Consider the following 19,473-nt stretch of genomic DNA (forward strand, 5'->3'; position numbering starts at 1 on the left):
AATCTGAATTATATAATGGAATATAAGTCGAATTATTTTTGACTTTGTACAGGCTGAGATGCCAATGATTGATAAAAGATTCCAGTTCTAAACTAACGTGGGTCGTTCTTTATATCATATTTTATCATTTGATTGTTTTCGTAAGAAAGATAAGTGTGATTGCCCAACCCAAAATATAAAAACTCGCCACTGCCCCAAACAGCATGCCTACCCAATTTTAATAATGTCGGCGTTTTTAGTGTCCATACTTTAGTGCTTAAATCATAAGCATATAAGTTAAATTCAAGTCCCATATTACCTTGACCACCGCTAAAGTAAAGCACATTGTTATGAACATATAAATTGTTATGGTAGAAATATTTATAGTCTCCTTTTGGGAAACCAATATCTTCCCATGAATTATTTTTTATGTCGTAAACAGTAATATTGTGGTCTCTAACATCTAAGTAGATTTTACCATCGTGAAAGTATATTATATCGCTATGCCCTCGCATAAATGGAGGTTGGCTAACAGTTTCTTTGGTATGGTTACTTAAATTATACTTTATAAAAGCTAGTTTATTAACATCTACGCTCTCCATAATATAAGCATAATTATTATCTATAATACCATATATCATCCCATGGCCATCACCCAATGAGATATCCAATGTTTTATCTTCCCATTTTTTTAATGCCATATCATAGATGTGAAAACTATTTCCCCATGGAACATATATTTTATCTCCTACCTCAGAAATATAAATTTTTCCACCAGAATCAGAATAACTTGTAAACGGCATTTTCGTTTCAACACTCACCCAATTTTGAGAGGTCTCATCAAAACGGTATATCCCTTTTAGATTTAAAAAATATAATTCTCCTTTATATTCAAAATAAGAACTATTGTTATAATAATCACTAGGAATCTGATAATTTTCGAGTTTGCTATAGGGTTCAATACCATTGATATAGCCAACATTAATGATCTCCGGCCCATATTCTATTGTAACTGGCATTGCGGTTTCTAAGGCCGTGTGATAAGGAATAGTAAATTGCACGTTTGTATTTGAGGTGTTAACAATATCACAATGAACACCATTTACTCTTACAACATAACTGTATTTGTTTTCAAGATTATTGCCTTCAATTGTAAAAATATCCAGCTCTCTAACTCCTGAATTGTTTATAAGCCCCGACGAGGTGATTTTCTTTACATTAAAGGTGATTTCGTTTGAGAATTGGCCACCGGTTTGGACTTTTAATTTATGCTCTCCTGGTGCGATATTTTTGGGAACAATTAATCTAATTTCCTTATTATTAATGGAATAATTAGTTGTTCCAGGGTCTTGAACCAATGCATCATCAATATAGACTTTACTTACATATTTATAACCAAAGTCTGATCCACTCAATTCTAAAAAATCAGTATGGGTATTAACAAATAATGAGCTCTTAGCAATGGATTCAATTTTAGGTGGAAAAATATTAATGTTTTCTTTGCTGGTTCCAAACTGGGTTTTTATTTCTATGTTTAATTTGCCAATATCAGAAAAAACATATTTAGGATATTGACTTTTTGCTTCTAGCCAATCAGACATGGGCAAAGTTATTATTCCATTGGCGTTGACATCTTCAAAGTTATTATGGACGCCTCGTAACGTAACCCCTCCGATAGTAATATTATGGCTTGCTCCAGCAATAAAGTATTTTGTTTTTAGTGTTACAAAATCATCATCTAGGTGGTATTTGTCTTTATCAACAGAAATTATTTCTGGAGGCAGCATATTTATATTTTCTTCTAATTCAAAACTTCCTGTTTTTAATACAAGCTTAGACGAATTATCTCTAAAATATTCACTAATTACAATTTGGACTTCATCTTTTGATAGTCTAATTATTTTCTGTTCTTTACCGCCTACATATACCTTAGTTGGAAGATCCTTTTGCTTCAGATAATTTCCCTTAATGACAAGTGTGTCCAAGAAACCAGTATCTCTTTTGTCTAATGAAGTTATGATTGGAGAGGTGCTTTTATAGAAATCTTGTCTTTCAATAATGGTATCCAATACCTTTATTTTTAAATTGAGTAAACCTGCTGGTAGTCCTTCAGGTATTGTCATCTCGAGGTTATTAATATCTAAACGTTGTTTATTAAGCTTTACTTCAACGTCATCTATCCAAACATTGCTTATATGGGAATGGAAGTTTTCACCATAAATAAATGAATTCTCACCCACATAAGTTTCTTTGGATGAAATAGAATCCAGTACTGGTGGATTTATATTAAAGGTTTTTTGAATGATAGTATCTATCCCACAATTTCTTACGGTAGGGGTTAATTTTGATGAGTTTATATTAGGTATAATTATAGCTTTTATTAAACTATCGGATTCATATATTATATTCTGAAAGCTATTGTTTAATAAAAACCGTGTAGGTGTATCGTCAAGGGTTTTACAGAAATTTTCTCCAATTATATGAATGGTATCATAAACAAATCCTCTTAAAGGTTTAATTTCTTTAACACTGATTTTGATATCAACATTACTAGTAAAATCTAAAGTATCACCAGAAATAGATTTATTTTCTACTTCAACATAGGGAGCAACAGTATAAGCTTTGCCTTTAATAACTCCTGATCTTATTATAGTTTCAAAATTATTTTTAGACAATTCGCCCTGTTCGATTTTTTTTACTAGCAAACCATTGTGATAGACTAGCACACCATGACTTTGAAACTTATAGTTATTATATCCTACAATTTCAAGCTCAGTTTTTATTATTACGCCATTTTCAGTGTTTTCTTCAATCAAAAAAGAGGATATTTCAACTCTTTTTCCATTTTTTTGAATTGGCGAATCATCTTTAGCGCATGAGATGAAAAACGCTATAGCTACAAGAAGGATGATATTTTTGATCAATTTGAATCTTTTAATACAAACTTAAACTATTTAGTTTGTGGTAGAATTATTATGTCATTAAAAGCCAATTGAATTCCAATTGATTTTAAAACTGACAATTATTAATCAACATCTCAAACAGGTTTTTTAATTTCTTTCGAAATCACTTGAAAATGCCATAGAACTTCTTGTGAATCCTTTAGATAATGATATCAACACGATATTATCAAGAATTAATAGAAAAATAAAAGATGCTGTTGGAGATTCATTGCTTGACATCTACAATATTAAAGGCGAAAGAAGCGAAAAGAAACGTATAAAATTAGATCGGGAATTGCTGGTTGGTTGGAGTGATTCATAATAAAAAAACCCTTCAATGTGAAGTTTTTTTTGTGGTCCACCTGGTATGAAACAACTCCATTTAGACCGCTAAAATACAATGCAATAGAATTATTATATTGAATTTGGGCATCAAAATAGAATCAATAAAGGGTGTTTTTACCAAAGTAACTCTTTACAACTAAATTCTCTTGTGATTTGTTTCATTACAAAACAAAATTTTTACTTTCTTCAAAATTATATTAGAAATCATCAACTGGATTTCAAAATTGAATTATACCGTATGTAAATATCTAAAGCTCATTTAAAATGATATCTGTTCAAATAAATAAGGAAATGTATAAAAGCAAAAGACACACCCTGGGACGCTGTGCAAATGGGTAGCGTGGTGTGTACTGTTAGTACAAAAGTACTAATTTTATGTAAATCGTGATGTCATTTATTATGATATATTCGTCTCACTAATGACTTAATAATCATTGTAAAATAATATCACTATCGATATTCAACTTTTGATGTAAAGCCTTGGCAATTGTTAAGGTAATTTCCCTTTTACCATTCAAGTATTCGCTAATTCTAGATGCACTCGTGTTCAAAAGTGTAGCTAAATCTTTTCTTTTTAAACCCATTTCAAACATGCGCAACTCAATCATTTCTTGCAAGGTTGGCAGACCTATAGGGAAATGGGCTTCTTCATAGTTCTCTATAATATCGCTGACCTCTACAAGTTCTAACATTTGAGGATGATCTTCAGATGTCTTATTATCAATCTCTTTAAGAAGTAGATCCAAGCGGATAATTGCGTTAACGTATTCTTGATGTGTAACTAGTTTCATGCTTTTTACAATTTATCGATATTCTTTATTTTGTCGTATTCTTTATGACTCCCTACCCAGCGTATATAGACTCTTTTAATTTTAAATATAACCACCGCGACAATTCTATAGTGGTTCCCTTTGACATTAAAAACATATCTGTCATTTCCGACAGCATCAGCGGAGTTAAATGTATTTTTTAAATCCGCAAAATTATCCCATTCTGCTTTCTTGGATATTTTATACCAATCTCGCAATGCTGTTGCAGCATTAGTTTCTTTCGAAAAGTAATCTCTTAATTTTTTGAATGAGATGATGTGCATATGAAAAACAGATAATTCTATTGCACAAAGATAAGTCAAAAATTACATATATGGTAATATAATTACATTATTTGTAATTAAATTAAATGATCAGGTCAACAAAAATTTGTTGCGCTTATGAGTTGAATACAACACTCACATTTTTATCCTTTAATACAAAAATTCAAACAACCAAACTAGCAAACTAGCAATTTAGTTATCGGACACTCTAAATCATCAGCAACCACAAAGCCATTTTTAACATCATTTGTTTGTTGGTTTTGTCTTTGCCTCTCACCTTTGATACCTACCAATCTGTTAATTCACTTAATCGCATGGAATAAATAATGTTTTTTGATTTTCACCTCAATAATGTTGACTGCTCTATACTGCACATTTAGATGTGCGATTTAATATGTTTTTTGCACATTATCATGTGCACCATATATTTATCTAGCGGCTTTGATTAATTCTGACCTAAATATATTTGTATTTTACTCAAAGTTTTTAATCCCTATAAACAAAAAAGCCTCTACATTTCTGTAAAGGCTTATTAAGACTGGTGGTCCCACCTGGGCTCGAACCAGGGACCACTTGATTATGAGTCAAGTGCTCTAACCAGCTGAGCTATAGGACCGGTTAAGAGGATGCAATATTACTACTAATTTTAAAATCTTACAACAATTTTAAGACTTTATCTCTTGGCATAACTCAATCAAAACGCCATTGGTGCTTTTTGGGTGCAAGAAAGCCACCAACTTGTTGTCGGCGCCTTTCTTGGGCGTTTTATTTAATACAATAAATCCTTCTTTTGAAAGCCGCTCGATTTCCGCTTCAATATCATCTACAGCAAAGGCTATATGATGGATGCCCTCGCCTTTCCTTTCAATGAATTTAGCAATTGGGCTGTCCGCTGAAGTCGCTTCCAGCAACTCAATCTTATTTGGACCGGCTTCAAAAAAAGAGGTGCGGACACCTTCACTTTCCACCGCTTCAATTTTATAGTGTGGTTTTCCAAAAAGCGCCGCGAATAAGTCGTTTGAAGCATTTAAGTCTTTTACGGCTATGCCTATATGTTCTATTTTTTTCATAAATATTCCATTTGTCATTCCCGCGAAGGCGGGAATCTCAGTAATGCCCACTAAGGCAGGTATCATATCAATCTCCTACGTACTATTTTTGGTAAACAGTGTAGAAGTCTATTCTAAATAATCAAAAGCAAGAATAGAGTGCTACAACAGTTCCCTAATCCAACTTTGTGCTTTCAAAAATACAATATTCCTTAAATATGCTCTATTTTTGCAGTTCATAAGCCTTAATTGGCTTCAATTTAATAATTTAAATCAAGAGATGATCCTCTTTATTTATAAAAACGAAACATGGAAGAAAGTCATAGACAGAAAAAAATAGGAGGCATTTTGCAGGTAGACTTGGTTGACGTGCTTCAAGGTGCAGCAACTAAAGGTGGCATGCGCGGTATTATTATCTCGGTGAGTAAAGTGAGTGTAACGGCCGATTTGTCATTAGCCAAAGTATATTTAAGCATATTCCCTAATAAGGAAGCGGCTGAATTGTTGGTTGGGATCCGTTCCAACACCGCGTTAATTCGTCATGAATTGGCACAGCGGACCAGACATCAACTGCGTAGAATGCCCAATTTGGAGTTTTATATTGATGATTCCCTCGAGTATATTGAGCGTATTGACAAATCTCTACGAGGCGAAGAAAACCCAATCAGGGACGCTGATTTACTGGATAAACGTAAAAAAAAGTAATTGAATTTTTCGCTTTACATCGCTAAGCGATACCTCTTTACCAAAAGCAGCAATAATGCCATCAATATCATGACCATTATTGCCGCTTCAGGCGTGGTCGTTGCCGCTGCAGCGTTGTTTATTGTTCTTTCAGGATTTGCAGGGTTAAAGGATTTTAGCCTTGAATTTTCTTCTTTTGTAGATCCTGATCTTAAAATTCTTCCTGCTCAAGGAAAATCCTTTTTGCTTTCTGATAAAGACTCCACAGCATTGGCCAAGATGGACGGGATTGCGTACTACTCCAAAATCATTGAGGAACGCATCATTATGGAATTCGATAATAAGAATTTACTGGCATCCTTAAAAGGTGTGGATGAACATTATTTGAAGGTCACCAGCATTGATTCCATGATCATCCAAGGCCAATGGTTTGAAAAAGGAAGTGGTCAACTCGTTTCCGGCTGGGGCATTGCACACAAATTATCTTTTGGGGTTTTGGATTACGGAAAAGCCCTGAACATCTACGTTCCAAAACCGGGCGTAGGGCAAATCACTTCTATAAAAGGTGCGTTCAATTCCTTGAACATGGTCAATATTGGTGTGTTTTATGTGAATGAAGATCTCAACGGCACCTATGTTTATACGGATATTGTAAACGCACGCTACTTGATGGATTACGCTAAAAATCAAGTCACCAGCATTGAAATTAAGCTCCAACCAAATGCTGATGAAAAAACCGTCAGAAAAGCTATTTTGGAGAGTTTTGATACAGACGTCATCGTTAAAAACAGAGCACAGTTAAATGATTCCCTCTATAAGATGTTGAATACTGAAAATATGGTGGTTTATCTCATTTTTACTTTGGTGATCATCATCGCATTATTTAATGTGATTGGTGCTTTGATCATGATGGTTCTAGACAAAAAAGGCTCTTTGAATACCCTTTATAATATTGGTGCCACAACGAAAGATATCCGTCGGGTGTTTTTCCTTCAGGGAAGCTTGATGACGATTTTAGGCGGACTTGCCGGCGTTTTGATAGGTTTTATCGTTGTGGTGCTACAACAGCAATTCGCATTGGTAATGATTACGCCTTCGCTTCCTTACCCCGTTAAAATTCAAGTGGTGAATGTTCTGGTGGTTTTGGTAACCATTGCTGTTCTGGGACTGATTGCTTCTAAAATTGCCTCTGCACGAATCAATGAAAAGTTGATGCAGAATTAGTGTTCAGTGTTCAGTGTTCAGTGTTCAGTGTTCAGTGTTCAGTGTTCAAGATATATTTTATCGGTTTGACAATGCCATGATCCTGAAAAACTTACCACTTAATTTCCAACTTTATGGAATGTAGAATTCTTTAGAAATATATATTTTACGATGAAATCTTCAAAAATATCATTTGTGATCCCGATATCTTATCGGAACATGGCAAGCTTATTTTCTCTACCCACTACCCTCTTCCAACTTCATACTCCGTGCTCCGTGCTTTGCGCTTCTAGCTCTTTCAAACAAACTCATAGCCCGCATAAGCTCCAAGAACCTCATCAAAAGCTGCAAATACATCTGACGCATCATCACTCGTCACCATTTTTGTGCGATACTCCTTAAAATTTGTTATGCCCTTAAAGTAATTGGTGTAATGGCGTCGGGTTTCAAAAACTCCCAATTTTTCACCTTTCCAATCGATGGCCATCTGAAGATGTCTTCTCGCAGCATCCACACGTTCTTCCAACGAAACAGGATCCAAATGTTCACCTGTATTGAAAAAATGTTTGACTTGTTTAAAAAACCAAGGATTCCCAATGCTGGCGCGACCAATCATACAGCCATCCAATCCATATACATCACGCATTTCCATAGCTTTCTCTGGGGTATTGACATCCCCATTTCCAAATACCGGAATATGCATTCGCGGATTGTTCTTAACCTCAGCAATTGGTCCCCAATCGGCGTTGCCTTTATACATTTGAGCGCGTGTGCGTCCGTGGATGGAAATTGCTTTACAGCCCACATCCTGTAAGCGTTCTGCAACCTCAACAATTCTTATGGAGTCATGATCCCAACCCAAACGAGTTTTTACGGTAATAGGCAAATTGGTGCGTTTGACCATTTCTTCCGTTAATTTCTCCATCAAGCACACATCTTTTAAAATGCCTGCCCCTGCCCCTTTGCTGACTACTTTTTTAACTGGACATCCAAAATTAATATCAATAATATCTGGATTGGATCTTTGGACAATATCAATGGTCTGCAACATGCTTTCCAGGTTGGCGCCAAAAATCTGAATGCCAACCGGGCGTTCTTTTTCATAGATATCCAATTTCATGATGCTTTTTGCTGCGTCACGGATCAATCCCTCACTGGAAATAAATTCTGTGTACACCACATCGGCACCGTTCTCTTTGCACAAGGCTCTGAATGGTGGATCACTGACGTCTTCCATAGGGGCTAAAAGCAATGGAAAATTTGGAAGTTGTATATCGCCTATTTTTATCACTGTAGAAATTTTAGTGCAAAATTAGCTATTTTTTATGGAACTGAAGTTATGTGGACCTATCGGGTTCTACTCTCATACTTTTGGGATATTAAAGATTTAAGCCATTCATTTGGAAAAGTTTACGGCTAAAACTTCAAATCTGCTTCAATTTTCTCGCCTTTTCTATCCACAATCACTTTTGTCTGATCACCATCTTCAAAAACCGAAAGCGCTCGCATATACCCATAAATATCTGTAATGGTACTGTCGCCCAATTTAACAACTATGTCGCCTTTGAGCAATCCCGCTCTTGAGGCAGGTGTGTCTTCCCTGAGCCCATCAATCCGCATGCCTTTTCCATCAAATAAATAATCTGGCACTACGCCTAAACCCACTTTAAAGCGTGCCATTTCGCCACTGTCGTCCTTGGTTTTTCTAAAGGCTAATTTTCCGCTGTTGTCAAGCTCCGTGATCACATCAAAAATATAATCTGAAATGAGTTCCATGCCTTCATAATTCAATTTATCAGCATCGTCACTAGGTTTGTGATAATCTTCATGTTGCCCCGTAAAAAAGTGAAGTACAGGAATATCATTTAAATAAAACGAAGTATGATCAGATGGTCCAACCCCAGATTCATCTTCCACCAATTTGAAGCCTTTATTGGCTGCGTGCAGAACCTGTTTAAAACGCGGTGAAGTTCCTGTCCCATAAACAGCTAAAGTGCTATCGGGCTTCAACCGGCCGACCATATCCATATTGATCATATAATTAGCCGTATTGATATCAAACGTTGGGTGTTTTACAAAATAATTGCTTCCCAATAAGCCCATTTCTTCTCCAGAGAAAGCCATAAATAAGTAATTGTTATTGCTATTCGCTTTTTTCAATTTTGCAACTAGATTCAGAAGAACGGCAACCCCACTGGCATTATCGTCAGCGCCATTGTGGATGGCTTGGTCTTTTTCACGATATAAAGACCCTTCACCACCATATCCCAAATGGTCATAATGTGCACCAATGATAACGGTGTTTTTTGCATTATTATCAATATATCCCAAGACATTGGTACCCGTAATCATGCTGTCGGTGGTTTTGCTTTCAAAAGTTACAGCGCCGTGCGGATCAGATTTAGGTTTAAAGCTAAACGTCTGGAAATACCCTTCCGTTCCTTTTGGTTGCAGCCCCAATGCTTTAAAACGCTCTGAGATGTACTTAGCTGCTTCCTGCTCCCCTTTTGTACCTGTTTCTCTTCCTTCATAACCATCTGAGGCTAAAATGGCAATATCATCCTTGATGCTTATTTCTTTGACTGTTTCTTTTTTACAAGATGTGATAAAAGCAAAAAAAACAAGTGCTATTATGTATTTCATGATTATATGTGTTAATTTTATATAAAATTAGACATTATTTCCCGTTTTAATGGTAAAACCTAAAGTGTAAAATTGAAAAACATGCGGTTTTAAATGTAGAACTGACCTGATATTTGACCAAAAATAATCTAAAACCCTGCGATGCTTTTTCGGAGGAAATTCATGATTTTATTAGCCATCCATCGGATTTCTTAATATATCGGAAAGAGAAATCTGTGAATTATATAAACTATCTTATGAAACGTATTTTTTTTATCCTATTACTTTCAATCGTTATAACATCTTGTAAAGACGACAAGACATCCAATTCTGAAGTTGTTGAAAACATCGAAATATCAGTTACGGACTCGCTGATTTTTCCTGATGAAAAGCATTTCAAATCCTTAAAACAAATCACTTTTGGTGGAGATAACGCTGAAGCCTATTGGAGTTTTGACGATAAGCAATTGGTGTTCCAATCCAATAATACCAATTGGAACGTCAATTGCGACCAGATGTTTTTAATGAATGCCGACGATACTTTTAAGGATAAAACGCCTGCTATGCTCAGTACAGGAAAAGGCAGAACCACGTGTGCTTATTTCTTACCTGACAACCAACATATTGTTTACGCCTCTACTCATTTAGGCGATGACAATTGCCCTGAAACCCCATTGAAAAAAGACGGGAAATACATTTGGCCAATCTATGATTCTTATGACATTTTTGTAGCCGATTTAGAAGGTAACATTACGGCACAATTGACCGATGAGCGCGGTTATGATGCCGAAGCCACAGTTTCACCAAAAGGTGATAAAATTGTATTTACCTCTACCAGAAACGGCGATATCGATTTATATACCATGAATATTGATGGTTCCGATGTCAAGCAAATTACTTTCGAATTAGGATATGATGGCGGCGCCTTCTTCTCTCCTGATGGCACAAAACTTATTTTTCGTTCTTCACGTCCAAAAACTGATGAAGAAATTGCAGAATATAAAAGCCTGCTAAAAGAAGGCTTGGTACAACCCACCGAGATGGAACTGTATATTTGTAATGCGGATGGCAGTGATTTGAGACAATTGACCAACCTTGGAAATGCGAACTGGAGTCCGTTTTTTCTACCTGACGGCAAACGTATCATCTTCTCTTCCAATTTTGAAGCAGAACGTGGATTTCCATTTAATCTCTATATCATCGGAATTGATGGAAAAGGGCTGGAGCGTGTGACCCACAGTGATACATTTGATGCCTTCCCAGTGTTTTCCAATGATGGTAAAAAACTTATATTCTCTTCCAATAGAAACAACGGCGGTGGGCATGATACCAATTTGTTTGTTGCAGAATGGCAAGACTGAAAGGATTGACATTCTGAAACAGCGTAATGCGAGACATCAATTTGTTTGTTGCAGAATGGCAAGACTGAAAGGATTGACATTCTGAAACAGCATAAAGCGAGACATCAATTTGTTTGTTGCAGAATGGCAAGACTGAAAGGATCGCCATTCTGAAACAGCGTAATGCGAGACATCAATTTGTTTGTTGCAGAATGGCAAGAATGAAAGGATTAATTCTGCTTTTTCTCCAACCGCTCCGTTTCCTCTTCGGTTACCTGACGTTGGTTGGTTTCTAAATTGGTGTTTCCAAATTTGTACCGAAAGCCTAATTTAATGGTCCGTGTATCCTGATCAAAATACGTCGAGTTGTTTTGGTTCAGGTAACGCGAACTGACATTAAAATTCTGAGTGTTGAAAAGATCTGAGACCACTAATGAAATGGTGCCTTTGTTCTTTAAAATCTTTTTAGATATTGATAAATTAGACATCAATATCTCATTAACCTCTCTAAAACCACTGATGCTCTTGCTCAGATAAACCAAAGTAAAATTAGCAGTTAAACTGCGGTCTTTTAGAAACGTCATATCGTTGCTCAGGACAGTGTAATTTGACCATAGATCTTTTTTAAATTCAGAACCATCAATTTGACCTTGATCTTCCGCGTTAAAGAACGAGGTCGCAAAATAAACCGACCAGGTATCAATAACATTGAAATAGGTAATGAAATCTATACCATACTCGACTGTTTTATCTAAGTTTAAAGGTGTGTAGGTTAAAATATTGTTGACATTATCCTGAAGCGGCAACTCGAAAATATTATTGCTATAGGCTTTATAATACGCCTCAACGGTATAAACTCCTTGACCTAGAGACGTTCCCAATACCACATTATCTACGATAACGGGCTTCAGATTTGGGTTTCCAGCAACTATGGTCACATCATTTAAATAAAATTGAAAAGGATTCAAACTTTGATAATCAGGTCTTCCAATACTTCTTTTATAATTAGTATAAAGCGAAAAATTATCTGAAAACGTATAATTTAAACTTGCCGTAGGAAACCATTCCAAATAATCTTGTGTGTTGGTGACATTATCAAAAACAGAAAGACCTTCAACAAGTGTTTTTTCAGCACGCAATCCCGTTTGCAGACTTAGTTTTTCCCAATCTTTTGAAAAATTCACATAACCCGCATAAATAGTTTCATCATAATCGAAGGCGTTTGTATTATTAGGATCAATGGTTTCCGTGCCATTTACAATATCAAACTGCGTAATATTACTTGCACTCTGGATATTGGAACCTTTAACACCTATCTCTAAATTTGATGCATCATCTATGGGTAAGTTGTAATCCACTTTTGCGGTGTAGATTTCCGTATCCTGAAGGTTATCGGTTCTAAAAGCAGTTGTGGCTAAAAAGCTATCATCACTATCAAAATAATTGCTCTTTACATTTTGATTTCGATTGTAATTATAGGTCGTGAAATGTGCGTTTGCCGAGAGCTTCTCCCCTGCTTTTTCAAATTTATGTACATAATCGAGATCAAAACCTAAATTGTACTTATCATCATTTGAAAGATTATTAGCGTCAAAATAATAGTCCAAATTCTGGTTCGCATCAAAAACATTCGTGTTGTTATTGATTTTATATTCAAAATAAGGCAAGACCAAGACGTTTGAGGATAAGCTCAACGTATTTTTTTCGTTGATGTTGTAATCGAAATTGAAGTTGAAATTATGCGTTCTTGACCAGGTATTTCGGTTGGTTTCGGACTTAAATGTTTGGTCGATATTATTGGAGCCATCCAAGTAATTGATCACATCCTCTTGACCTCTATTGATTTTATCGTGCGAATAAGTATAGTTGGCAAAAAAGTCAATCTTATCATTCTTAAAAAAGTGACTCATCCCTGCATCATAACGAGGAAAAACGCCTTGGGTGAAATTGCCAAAAACATTACCTCGATATCCTGTAACCAAATTTTTACTCATCACAATATTGATCACAGCGCCACTTTCAGCATCATATTTTGCGGATGGATTGGTGATGACTTCAACTGATTTTATAGAATTTGCGGAGGAACTCTCCAGTAATTGAACCAACTCTTCACTACTCAAATGCACCTTTTTATCGTTTATATAAACCGTGGGGGTAGAATTTTTTACTTGAATGTTATTGTCCATCACTAAAACTCCAGGGGTGCTCTTCAGTAGATCAAATATATTGCCCTCAATTAATGCGGTATTTTCAACATTAAAAACCAAACGATCGGCTTCTTTTCTGAGCGTAGGTGTTTTAACGATAATACTTACTTCATCCAATTCTTCTGAAGATTCATATAAAACAATAATCCCGATGTCTATCACTCCATCAACTAAAACAGATTTGTAAACATCCGTAAAACCTAAATAACTTAACTTCAGTAAGTAATCGTCTGGAGCTAATTTCTCGAGAAGAAAAAAACCTTTATCATTGGTTGAAACTCCTTTAACAACAGAAGAGTCTGCCGCTTTCATTAAAATGACATTGGCAAATGCAATAGGGTGTCCATCTATGTCATCTGCAAATCCAGAAATAGCATAGTTTTGAGCAAAACTCATGGAGGTTACAAGAATAATGGTCAAAAATAAGAAGGTCTTGAAAGGGCGTTTCAAATTAAATTTGGTTTAAACGTGCAATATATAAATTGTTTTAGACTTAAGATTACGGTATTCCCGTAGTTCTGAATGTTTTTAGATAAATAAAAATCATCCAAAAGCGTAATAATTCAGTTATATTTGCAACTTAGTTAGCCCTTATTTTATGAAGAACATTAGAAATTTCTGTATTATAGCACATATTGATCATGGTAAAAGTACGCTTGCAGATCGATTATTGGATTTTACGGGTTCTGTAACCGAACGTGAAAAACAAAATCAGCTTCTTGATAGCATGGACTTGGAGCGTGAGCGTGGTATTACCATAAAATCTCACGCTATACAAATGGACTATACCTACAAAGGTGAAAAATATGTTCTCAATCTGATAGACACCCCCGGACACGTTGATTTCTCTTATGAAGTTTCGCGCTCCATTGCGGCATGTGAAGGCGCTTTATTGATTGTTGATGCGGCGCAAAGTATTCAAGCACAAACGATTTCAAATTTATATTTAGCCTTAGAAAACGATTTGGAAATTATTCCAATATTGAATAAAGTCGATTTACCAAGTGCCAATCCGGAAGAAGTTACTGACGATATTGTTGAGTTATTAGGTTGCAAACCAGAAGACATCATTCATGCCAGTGGAAAAACAGGTTTTGGAGTGGATAAGATTCTAGCCGCAGTAATTGAACGTATTCCTGCGCCGAAAGGTGATGTGGATGCGCCATTGCAAGCTTTGATTTTTGATTCGGTTTACAATACGTTTAGAGGGATCGAAACCTACTTTAGAGTATTTAACGGCGAAATCAAAAAAGGACAAAAAATTAAATTTGTTGCTACAGATAAAGAATATTATGCGGATGAAGTGGGTACTTTAAAACTCACTCAAGTTCCCAAACAAAGCGTTAAAGCTGGTGATGTTGGCTATTTGATTACAGGAATCAAAACCGCTAAAGAAGTAAAAGTAGGCGATACCATTACTGATTTTGCACGACCAACTACTAATATTGTGGAAGGATTTGAAGACGTAAAACCCATGGTATTTGCTGGGATTTATCCAGTGGATAACGATGATTTTGAAGAGCTACGTAACTCCATGGAAAAGCTACAGCTTAACGATGCTTCCTTGGTATTTATTCCAGAAAGTTCAGCTGCTTTAGGTTTTGGATTCCGTTGTGGTTTCTTGGGAATGCTCCACATGGAAATTATCCAAGAGCGTTTGGAACGCGAATTTGACATGACTGTGATTACCACCGTGCCTAACGTATCTTACAACGCCTACACCAATAAAAATCCGGATGTTCCATTTATCGTGAACAACCCATCAGACTTACCAGATCCATCAACCATCAACAGAGTAGAAGAGCCATATATTAAAGCTACCATTATTACAAAATCTGATTTTGTAGGTAACGTGATGTCTCTTTGTATTGAAAAAAGAGGGAATATAATCAACCAAACCTATTTGACCCCAGAGCGGGTAGAACTCACTTTTGAAATGCCATTGGCTGAAATTGTCTTTGATTTCTACGACCGATTAAAAACAGTCTCAAAAGGTTATGCTTCTTTTGATTACCATCCAATGGGAATGAAAACTTCCAAATTGGTACGTTTGGATATTTTACTGAACTCTCAACCTGTGGATGCACTTTCTGCCTTGATCCACGCTGATAACGCTCAGGATATTGGTAAGAAAATGTGTGAAAAGTTGAGAGAATTGATTCCACGTCAACAATTTGATATTCCTATTCAAGCTGCCGTTGGTGCTAAAATTATTTCTAGAGAAACTATTAAGGCACTTCGTAAAGATGTTACCGCAAAATGTTATGGTGGTGATATTTCACGTAAACGTAAACTTCTTGAAAAGCAGAAAAAAGGAAAGAAACGTATGCGTTTAGTTGGGAACGTTGAAATTCCACAACAGGCGTTTATGGCGGTTTTAAAGCTAAACGATTAACCCAATTCCTGCGCAGGCAGGAATCTCATCTTAAGAAAGAACAATTGACTTTTATTGTTTCAGCTAACTTCATGTTTTAATTAAAGCTCAAGATTAACTTCGCTGAACCTAAAGCTTTTTTGCTTTCGCAGGAATACATGAGTTTAGTTGGGAACGTTGAAATTCCACAACAAGCGTTTATGGCGGTTTTAAAGCTAAACGATTAACCCAATTCCTGCGCAAGCAGGAATCTCATCTTAAGAAAGAACAATTGACTTTTATTGTTTCAGCTAACTTCATGTTTTAATTAAAGCTCAAGATCAACTTCGTTGAACCTAAAGTTTTCCTGCTTTCGCAGGAATACATGAGTTTAGTTGGGAACGTTGAAATTCCACAACAGGCGTTTATGGCGGTTTTGAAGCTAAACGATTAACCCAATTCCTGCGCAGGCAGGAATCTCATCTTAAAAAGGAACAATTTATTTTTATTGTCTCAGCTAACTTCTCTTTTTAATTAAAAAACTAAGATTAACTTCGTTGAACCTAAAGCTTTCCCGCTTTCGCAGGAATTCATGAGTTTAGTTGAGAACGTTAAAATTGCAGAACAGGCGTTTATGGCGGTTTTAAAGCGAAACGATTAGATTAGTTCCTGCGAAGGCAGGAACCTCATGATAAATAGACCATTCTAGTTTTTTAACGCTTTTACCTAGTTCGTTTTTGAGCTAAAAAGTATAAGATCAACTCCGTTGAACCGAAAGATTCCTGCGACCGCAGGAATCAGATCAGCATTCTTAAATATGTAATCAACAAGCTCAACATTGTTGTATTGGTTCGCAAATATTAAAAATGGAATAACAATCTTCTTTAAATGTCTTAAAAATTAATTTTTTTTATAATTATGTATTATGCTCAAATATTTTGTAGTTTTAAAGAACTAATAAAACTAACCAATGAACATATATCATATCAGCGCGGAATGCTATCCTATTGCCAAGGTTGGAGGCTTGGGAGATGTGGTTGGCGCACTTCCAAAATATCAGAATGAATTGGGTCAGACCAGTAGTGTCATCATGCCCTTTTATAATAATAAGTTTACCCAATCCCATTCGTTCAAAAAAGTTTTTAGTGGCCGCTTCAATTTGGGAAGACCCTTTGGTTTTGACATCCTCACGCTTGAAGACAACACCTTAGGTTATGACCTCTACCTCGTTCATATTCCAGAATTATTATATACAGAGTATGTGTATTCTTCTAACGATACGAATCGCTTTTTAGGATTTCAGATTGCTACCTTAGATTGGTTGGTGCAATTAGAGAAAAAACCTGATATTGTACATTGCCATGACCATCACACAGGGTTGATTCCATTTATGATGTCGCAATCTTACGCCTATCATAAATTAAAAACTACGCCAACTGTGGTTACCATACACAACGGACAATACCAAGGTTGGTTCAGTCATAATAAAATTCACCTGATCCCTCCTTTTGATTTTTCAAAAGCTGGGTTATTAGATTGGAAGCATCTTATAAATCCGTTGGCTTCAGCCATAAAATGTGCATGGAAAGTGACTACAGTATCTCCAAATTATATGGAAGAACTCAAATATGCAGCCAATGGCCTGGAAGATTTGCTACGCTATGAAACTGGGAAATGCGTTGGGATCTTAAATGGTATTGACGATAAGGTTTGGGATCCAGCTACCGACGATAATTTGATTCAAAATTATTCCGTAAAAACTGCGGCTTCAGGTAAAAAGGCTAATAAAGAATGGCTTTGCAAAGAATTCAATCTCAATCCCACACTTCCGTTATTTGCATTTATTGGGCGTTTGGTAGGTGAAAAAGGAGCCGATTTATTACCTGAAATTTTTCATAATTCGCTAGTTCATAAAAACATGGCCGTGATCATGTTGGGATCTGGTGATTCTTCTGTAGAACATCAGTTAGACCAACTAAAATATCGCCATCCAGGCTATTACAACAACTATATTGGGTATAACGAACGTTTGGCACATATTGTTTACGCCGCTGCAGATTTTTTAGTAATGCCATCTCGTGTAGAGCCTTGTGGGCTTAACCAAATGTATGCCCTGCGCTATGGCACTGTACCTATTGTCAACAAAGTTGGAGGTTTGAAAGATACTGTTCAGGATTTTGACGATAACGGTTTTGGTATTTTACACGATGGTGCCACTGTGCACGAAGGTAGTTTTGCGATCCATCGGGCTATTGATTTTTACCATGATACCGATAGATTCAAAAAAAATCGTAACTTAATCATGAAAATCGACCATTCTTGGGATTCTTCGGCCCAAGCTTATATTAATCTCTATAAATCACTAATTCTATAACTATGTACCACGACTCAGTAATTTCTATCATTTTAGGTGGTGGACAAGGCTCTCGACTTTATCCATTAACCGCAACACGATCAAAACCAGCCGTTCCCATTGCAGGAAAATATAGATTGGTAGATATTCCCATATCCAATTGTATCAATTCAGAAATTAAACGCATGTTCGTATTGACGCAATTCAATTCGGCGTCCTTGAACAAACACATTAAAAACACCTATCACTTCAGTTTCTTTAGTCAGGCGTTTGTAGATGTTTTGGCTGCCGAACAAACGATGACCAGTAGCAATTGGTTTCAGGGTACAGCCGATGCCGTACGCCAGAATATGCACCACTTTTTAAATCACGAATTTGAATACGCCCTGATTTTATCTGGCGATCAATTATATCAAATGGATTTTAATAAGATGTTGGATGCGCACGTAGCCAGCAACGCCGAAATAACCATTGCAACCTTGCCGGTAGTAGAAAGAGAAGCCACTTCTTTTGGTATTTTAAAAACTGATGAAAACAGTTTCATTACCTCCTTTATTGAAAAACCAGAAGCCAGTTTGCTGCCTGACTGGACTTCTGAAGTTAGTGACGAAATGAAAGCACAAGGGCGGAATCATTTGGCATCCATGGGAATTTATATCTTTAATCGTCAACTGCTTATTGATCTTATGGAAAATCCGGACACCAATGATTTTGGAAAAGAAATCATTCCGCAGTCCATTAACAAGCATAGGACCTTAAGTTATCCTTTTGAGGGCTATTGGACCGATATTGGAAATGTAGATTCATTTTTTGAAGCCAATTTGGGGCTCACCGATGATATTCCTGCCTTTGATTTGTTCAATAATAAAAAGCGAATCTATACCAGAGCGCGAATGCTGCCAACCACAAAAATAAGCGGAACGACTCTTAATAGGGCAGTTATCGCAGAGGGTTGCATCATTAACGCCGCAAAAATAGAGCATTCCGTGATTGGAATCCGTGCAAGAATTGGTCATGATTCTACTATTGTCAACACGTATATGATGGGTAGTGATATTTATCAAACCCTCGCGGAAGTCACGTCCCAAACAACAATCCCGATGGGTATTGGAAAGCGTTGCTTTATAAAGAATGCCATTATCGATAAAAATTGTTGCATCGGAAATGATGTAAGAATCAATGTGGACGAGAATTCAAAAGATGCAGAAACCGATACTTACGTAATCAAAGAAGGCATTATTGTCATCAAGAAAGGCGCTACAATTCCGCATGGAACGGTCATCTAAACCCTAAAGATCAGTAA

13 protein-coding genes and 1 tRNA gene are annotated in these 19,473 nt (G+C 36.2%); 6 read left to right on the forward strand and 8 right to left on the reverse strand.

What is annotated here, in order from left to right:
* Positions 1 to 92 precede the first annotated feature (92 nt).
* The 5 genes from ESZ48_RS01450 to mce all read right to left on the reverse strand — a co-directional run bounded on the left by ESZ48_RS01450 (position 93) and on the right by mce (position 5,429).
* Positions 93 to 2,903: an IPT/TIG domain-containing protein gene (locus ESZ48_RS01450; RefSeq protein ID WP_129015529.1), complete on the reverse strand. Its 2,811-nt coding sequence runs from the start codon at positions 2,901 to 2,903 to the stop codon at positions 93 to 95.
* A 794-nt stretch (positions 2,904 to 3,697) separates the two neighbouring features.
* The gene (locus ESZ48_RS01455; protein WP_129015530.1) at positions 3,698 to 4,057 is read right to left on the reverse strand and encodes a helix-turn-helix domain-containing protein; all 360 of its coding nucleotides are present in this window, start codon (positions 4,055 to 4,057) and stop codon (positions 3,698 to 3,700) included.
* Between the two features lie 5 nt (positions 4,058 to 4,062).
* Positions 4,063 to 4,359, reverse strand: a complete 297-nt coding sequence (locus ESZ48_RS01460; protein WP_129015531.1) for a type II toxin-antitoxin system HigB family toxin — start codon at positions 4,357 to 4,359, stop codon at positions 4,063 to 4,065.
* 539 nt (positions 4,360 to 4,898) lie between these two features.
* Positions 4,899 to 4,975, reverse strand: a tRNA-Ile gene (locus ESZ48_RS01465).
* Positions 4,976 to 5,024: 49 nt separating this feature from the next.
* The gene (gene mce, locus ESZ48_RS01470; protein WP_129015532.1) at positions 5,025 to 5,429 is read right to left on the reverse strand and encodes a methylmalonyl-CoA epimerase; all 405 of its coding nucleotides are present in this window, start codon (positions 5,427 to 5,429) and stop codon (positions 5,025 to 5,027) included.
* A 288-nt stretch (positions 5,430 to 5,717) separates the two neighbouring features.
* Here mce and rbfA point away from each other — a divergent pair, with 288 nt between their 5' ends.
* On the forward strand, positions 5,718 to 6,113 hold the full coding sequence (gene rbfA, locus ESZ48_RS01475; RefSeq protein WP_129015533.1) for a 30S ribosome-binding factor RbfA: 396 nt from the start codon (positions 5,718 to 5,720) through the stop codon (positions 6,111 to 6,113).
* Positions 6,114 to 7,316 carry an ABC transporter permease gene (locus tag ESZ48_RS01480; protein ID WP_129015534.1) on the forward strand — a complete coding sequence of 401 codons (1,203 nt, stop codon included), beginning with the start codon at positions 6,114 to 6,116 and terminating at the stop codon, positions 7,314 to 7,316.
* A 277-nt stretch (positions 7,317 to 7,593) separates the two neighbouring features.
* Here the strand turns inward: ESZ48_RS01480 and dusB are convergent, their stop codons facing one another.
* Both dusB and ESZ48_RS01490 read right to left on the reverse strand, forming a co-directional pair.
* Positions 7,594 to 8,586, reverse strand: coding sequence for a tRNA dihydrouridine synthase DusB (dusB, locus tag ESZ48_RS01485; protein ID WP_129015535.1), 993 nt, complete (start codon positions 8,584 to 8,586; stop codon positions 7,594 to 7,596).
* Between the two features lie 125 nt (positions 8,587 to 8,711).
* Positions 8,712 to 9,938: a M20/M25/M40 family metallo-hydrolase gene (locus ESZ48_RS01490; protein WP_129015536.1), complete on the reverse strand. Its 1,227-nt coding sequence runs from the start codon at positions 9,936 to 9,938 to the stop codon at positions 8,712 to 8,714.
* Positions 9,939 to 10,174: 236 nt separating this feature from the next.
* On the opposite strand from ESZ48_RS01490, the gene ESZ48_RS01495 reads away from it, so the two are divergent.
* The gene (locus tag ESZ48_RS01495; protein WP_129015537.1) at positions 10,175 to 11,278 is read left to right on the forward strand and encodes a TolB family protein; all 1,104 of its coding nucleotides are present in this window, start codon (positions 10,175 to 10,177) and stop codon (positions 11,276 to 11,278) included.
* 209 nt (positions 11,279 to 11,487) lie between these two features.
* Here ESZ48_RS01495 and ESZ48_RS01500 read toward each other — a convergent pair whose 3' ends face one another.
* A complete protein-coding gene (locus ESZ48_RS01500) occupies positions 11,488 to 13,914 on the reverse strand; it encodes an outer membrane beta-barrel family protein (RefSeq protein ID WP_223266324.1) in 2,427 nt (808 codons plus the stop codon).
* A 148-nt stretch (positions 13,915 to 14,062) separates the two neighbouring features.
* On the opposite strand from ESZ48_RS01500, the gene lepA reads away from it, so the two are divergent.
* From lepA to ESZ48_RS01515, 3 genes are all read left to right on the forward strand, one after another.
* On the forward strand, positions 14,063 to 15,859 hold the full coding sequence (gene lepA / locus ESZ48_RS01505) for a translation elongation factor 4 (RefSeq protein WP_129015538.1): 1,797 nt from the start codon (positions 14,063 to 14,065) through the stop codon (positions 15,857 to 15,859).
* A 928-nt stretch (positions 15,860 to 16,787) separates the two neighbouring features.
* On the forward strand, positions 16,788 to 18,191 hold the full coding sequence (locus ESZ48_RS01510) for a glycogen synthase (RefSeq protein WP_129015539.1): 1,404 nt from the start codon (positions 16,788 to 16,790) through the stop codon (positions 18,189 to 18,191).
* A gap of 2 nt (positions 18,192 to 18,193) precedes the next feature.
* Positions 18,194 to 19,456, forward strand: coding sequence for a glucose-1-phosphate adenylyltransferase (locus ESZ48_RS01515; RefSeq protein ID WP_129015540.1), 1,263 nt, complete (start codon positions 18,194 to 18,196; stop codon positions 19,454 to 19,456).
* Positions 19,457 to 19,473: the final 17 nt, after the last annotated feature.

The organism is Gelidibacter gilvus (genome assembly GCF_004115975.1).
Taxonomy (GTDB): Bacteria; Bacteroidota; Bacteroidia; order Flavobacteriales; family Flavobacteriaceae; genus Gelidibacter; species Gelidibacter gilvus.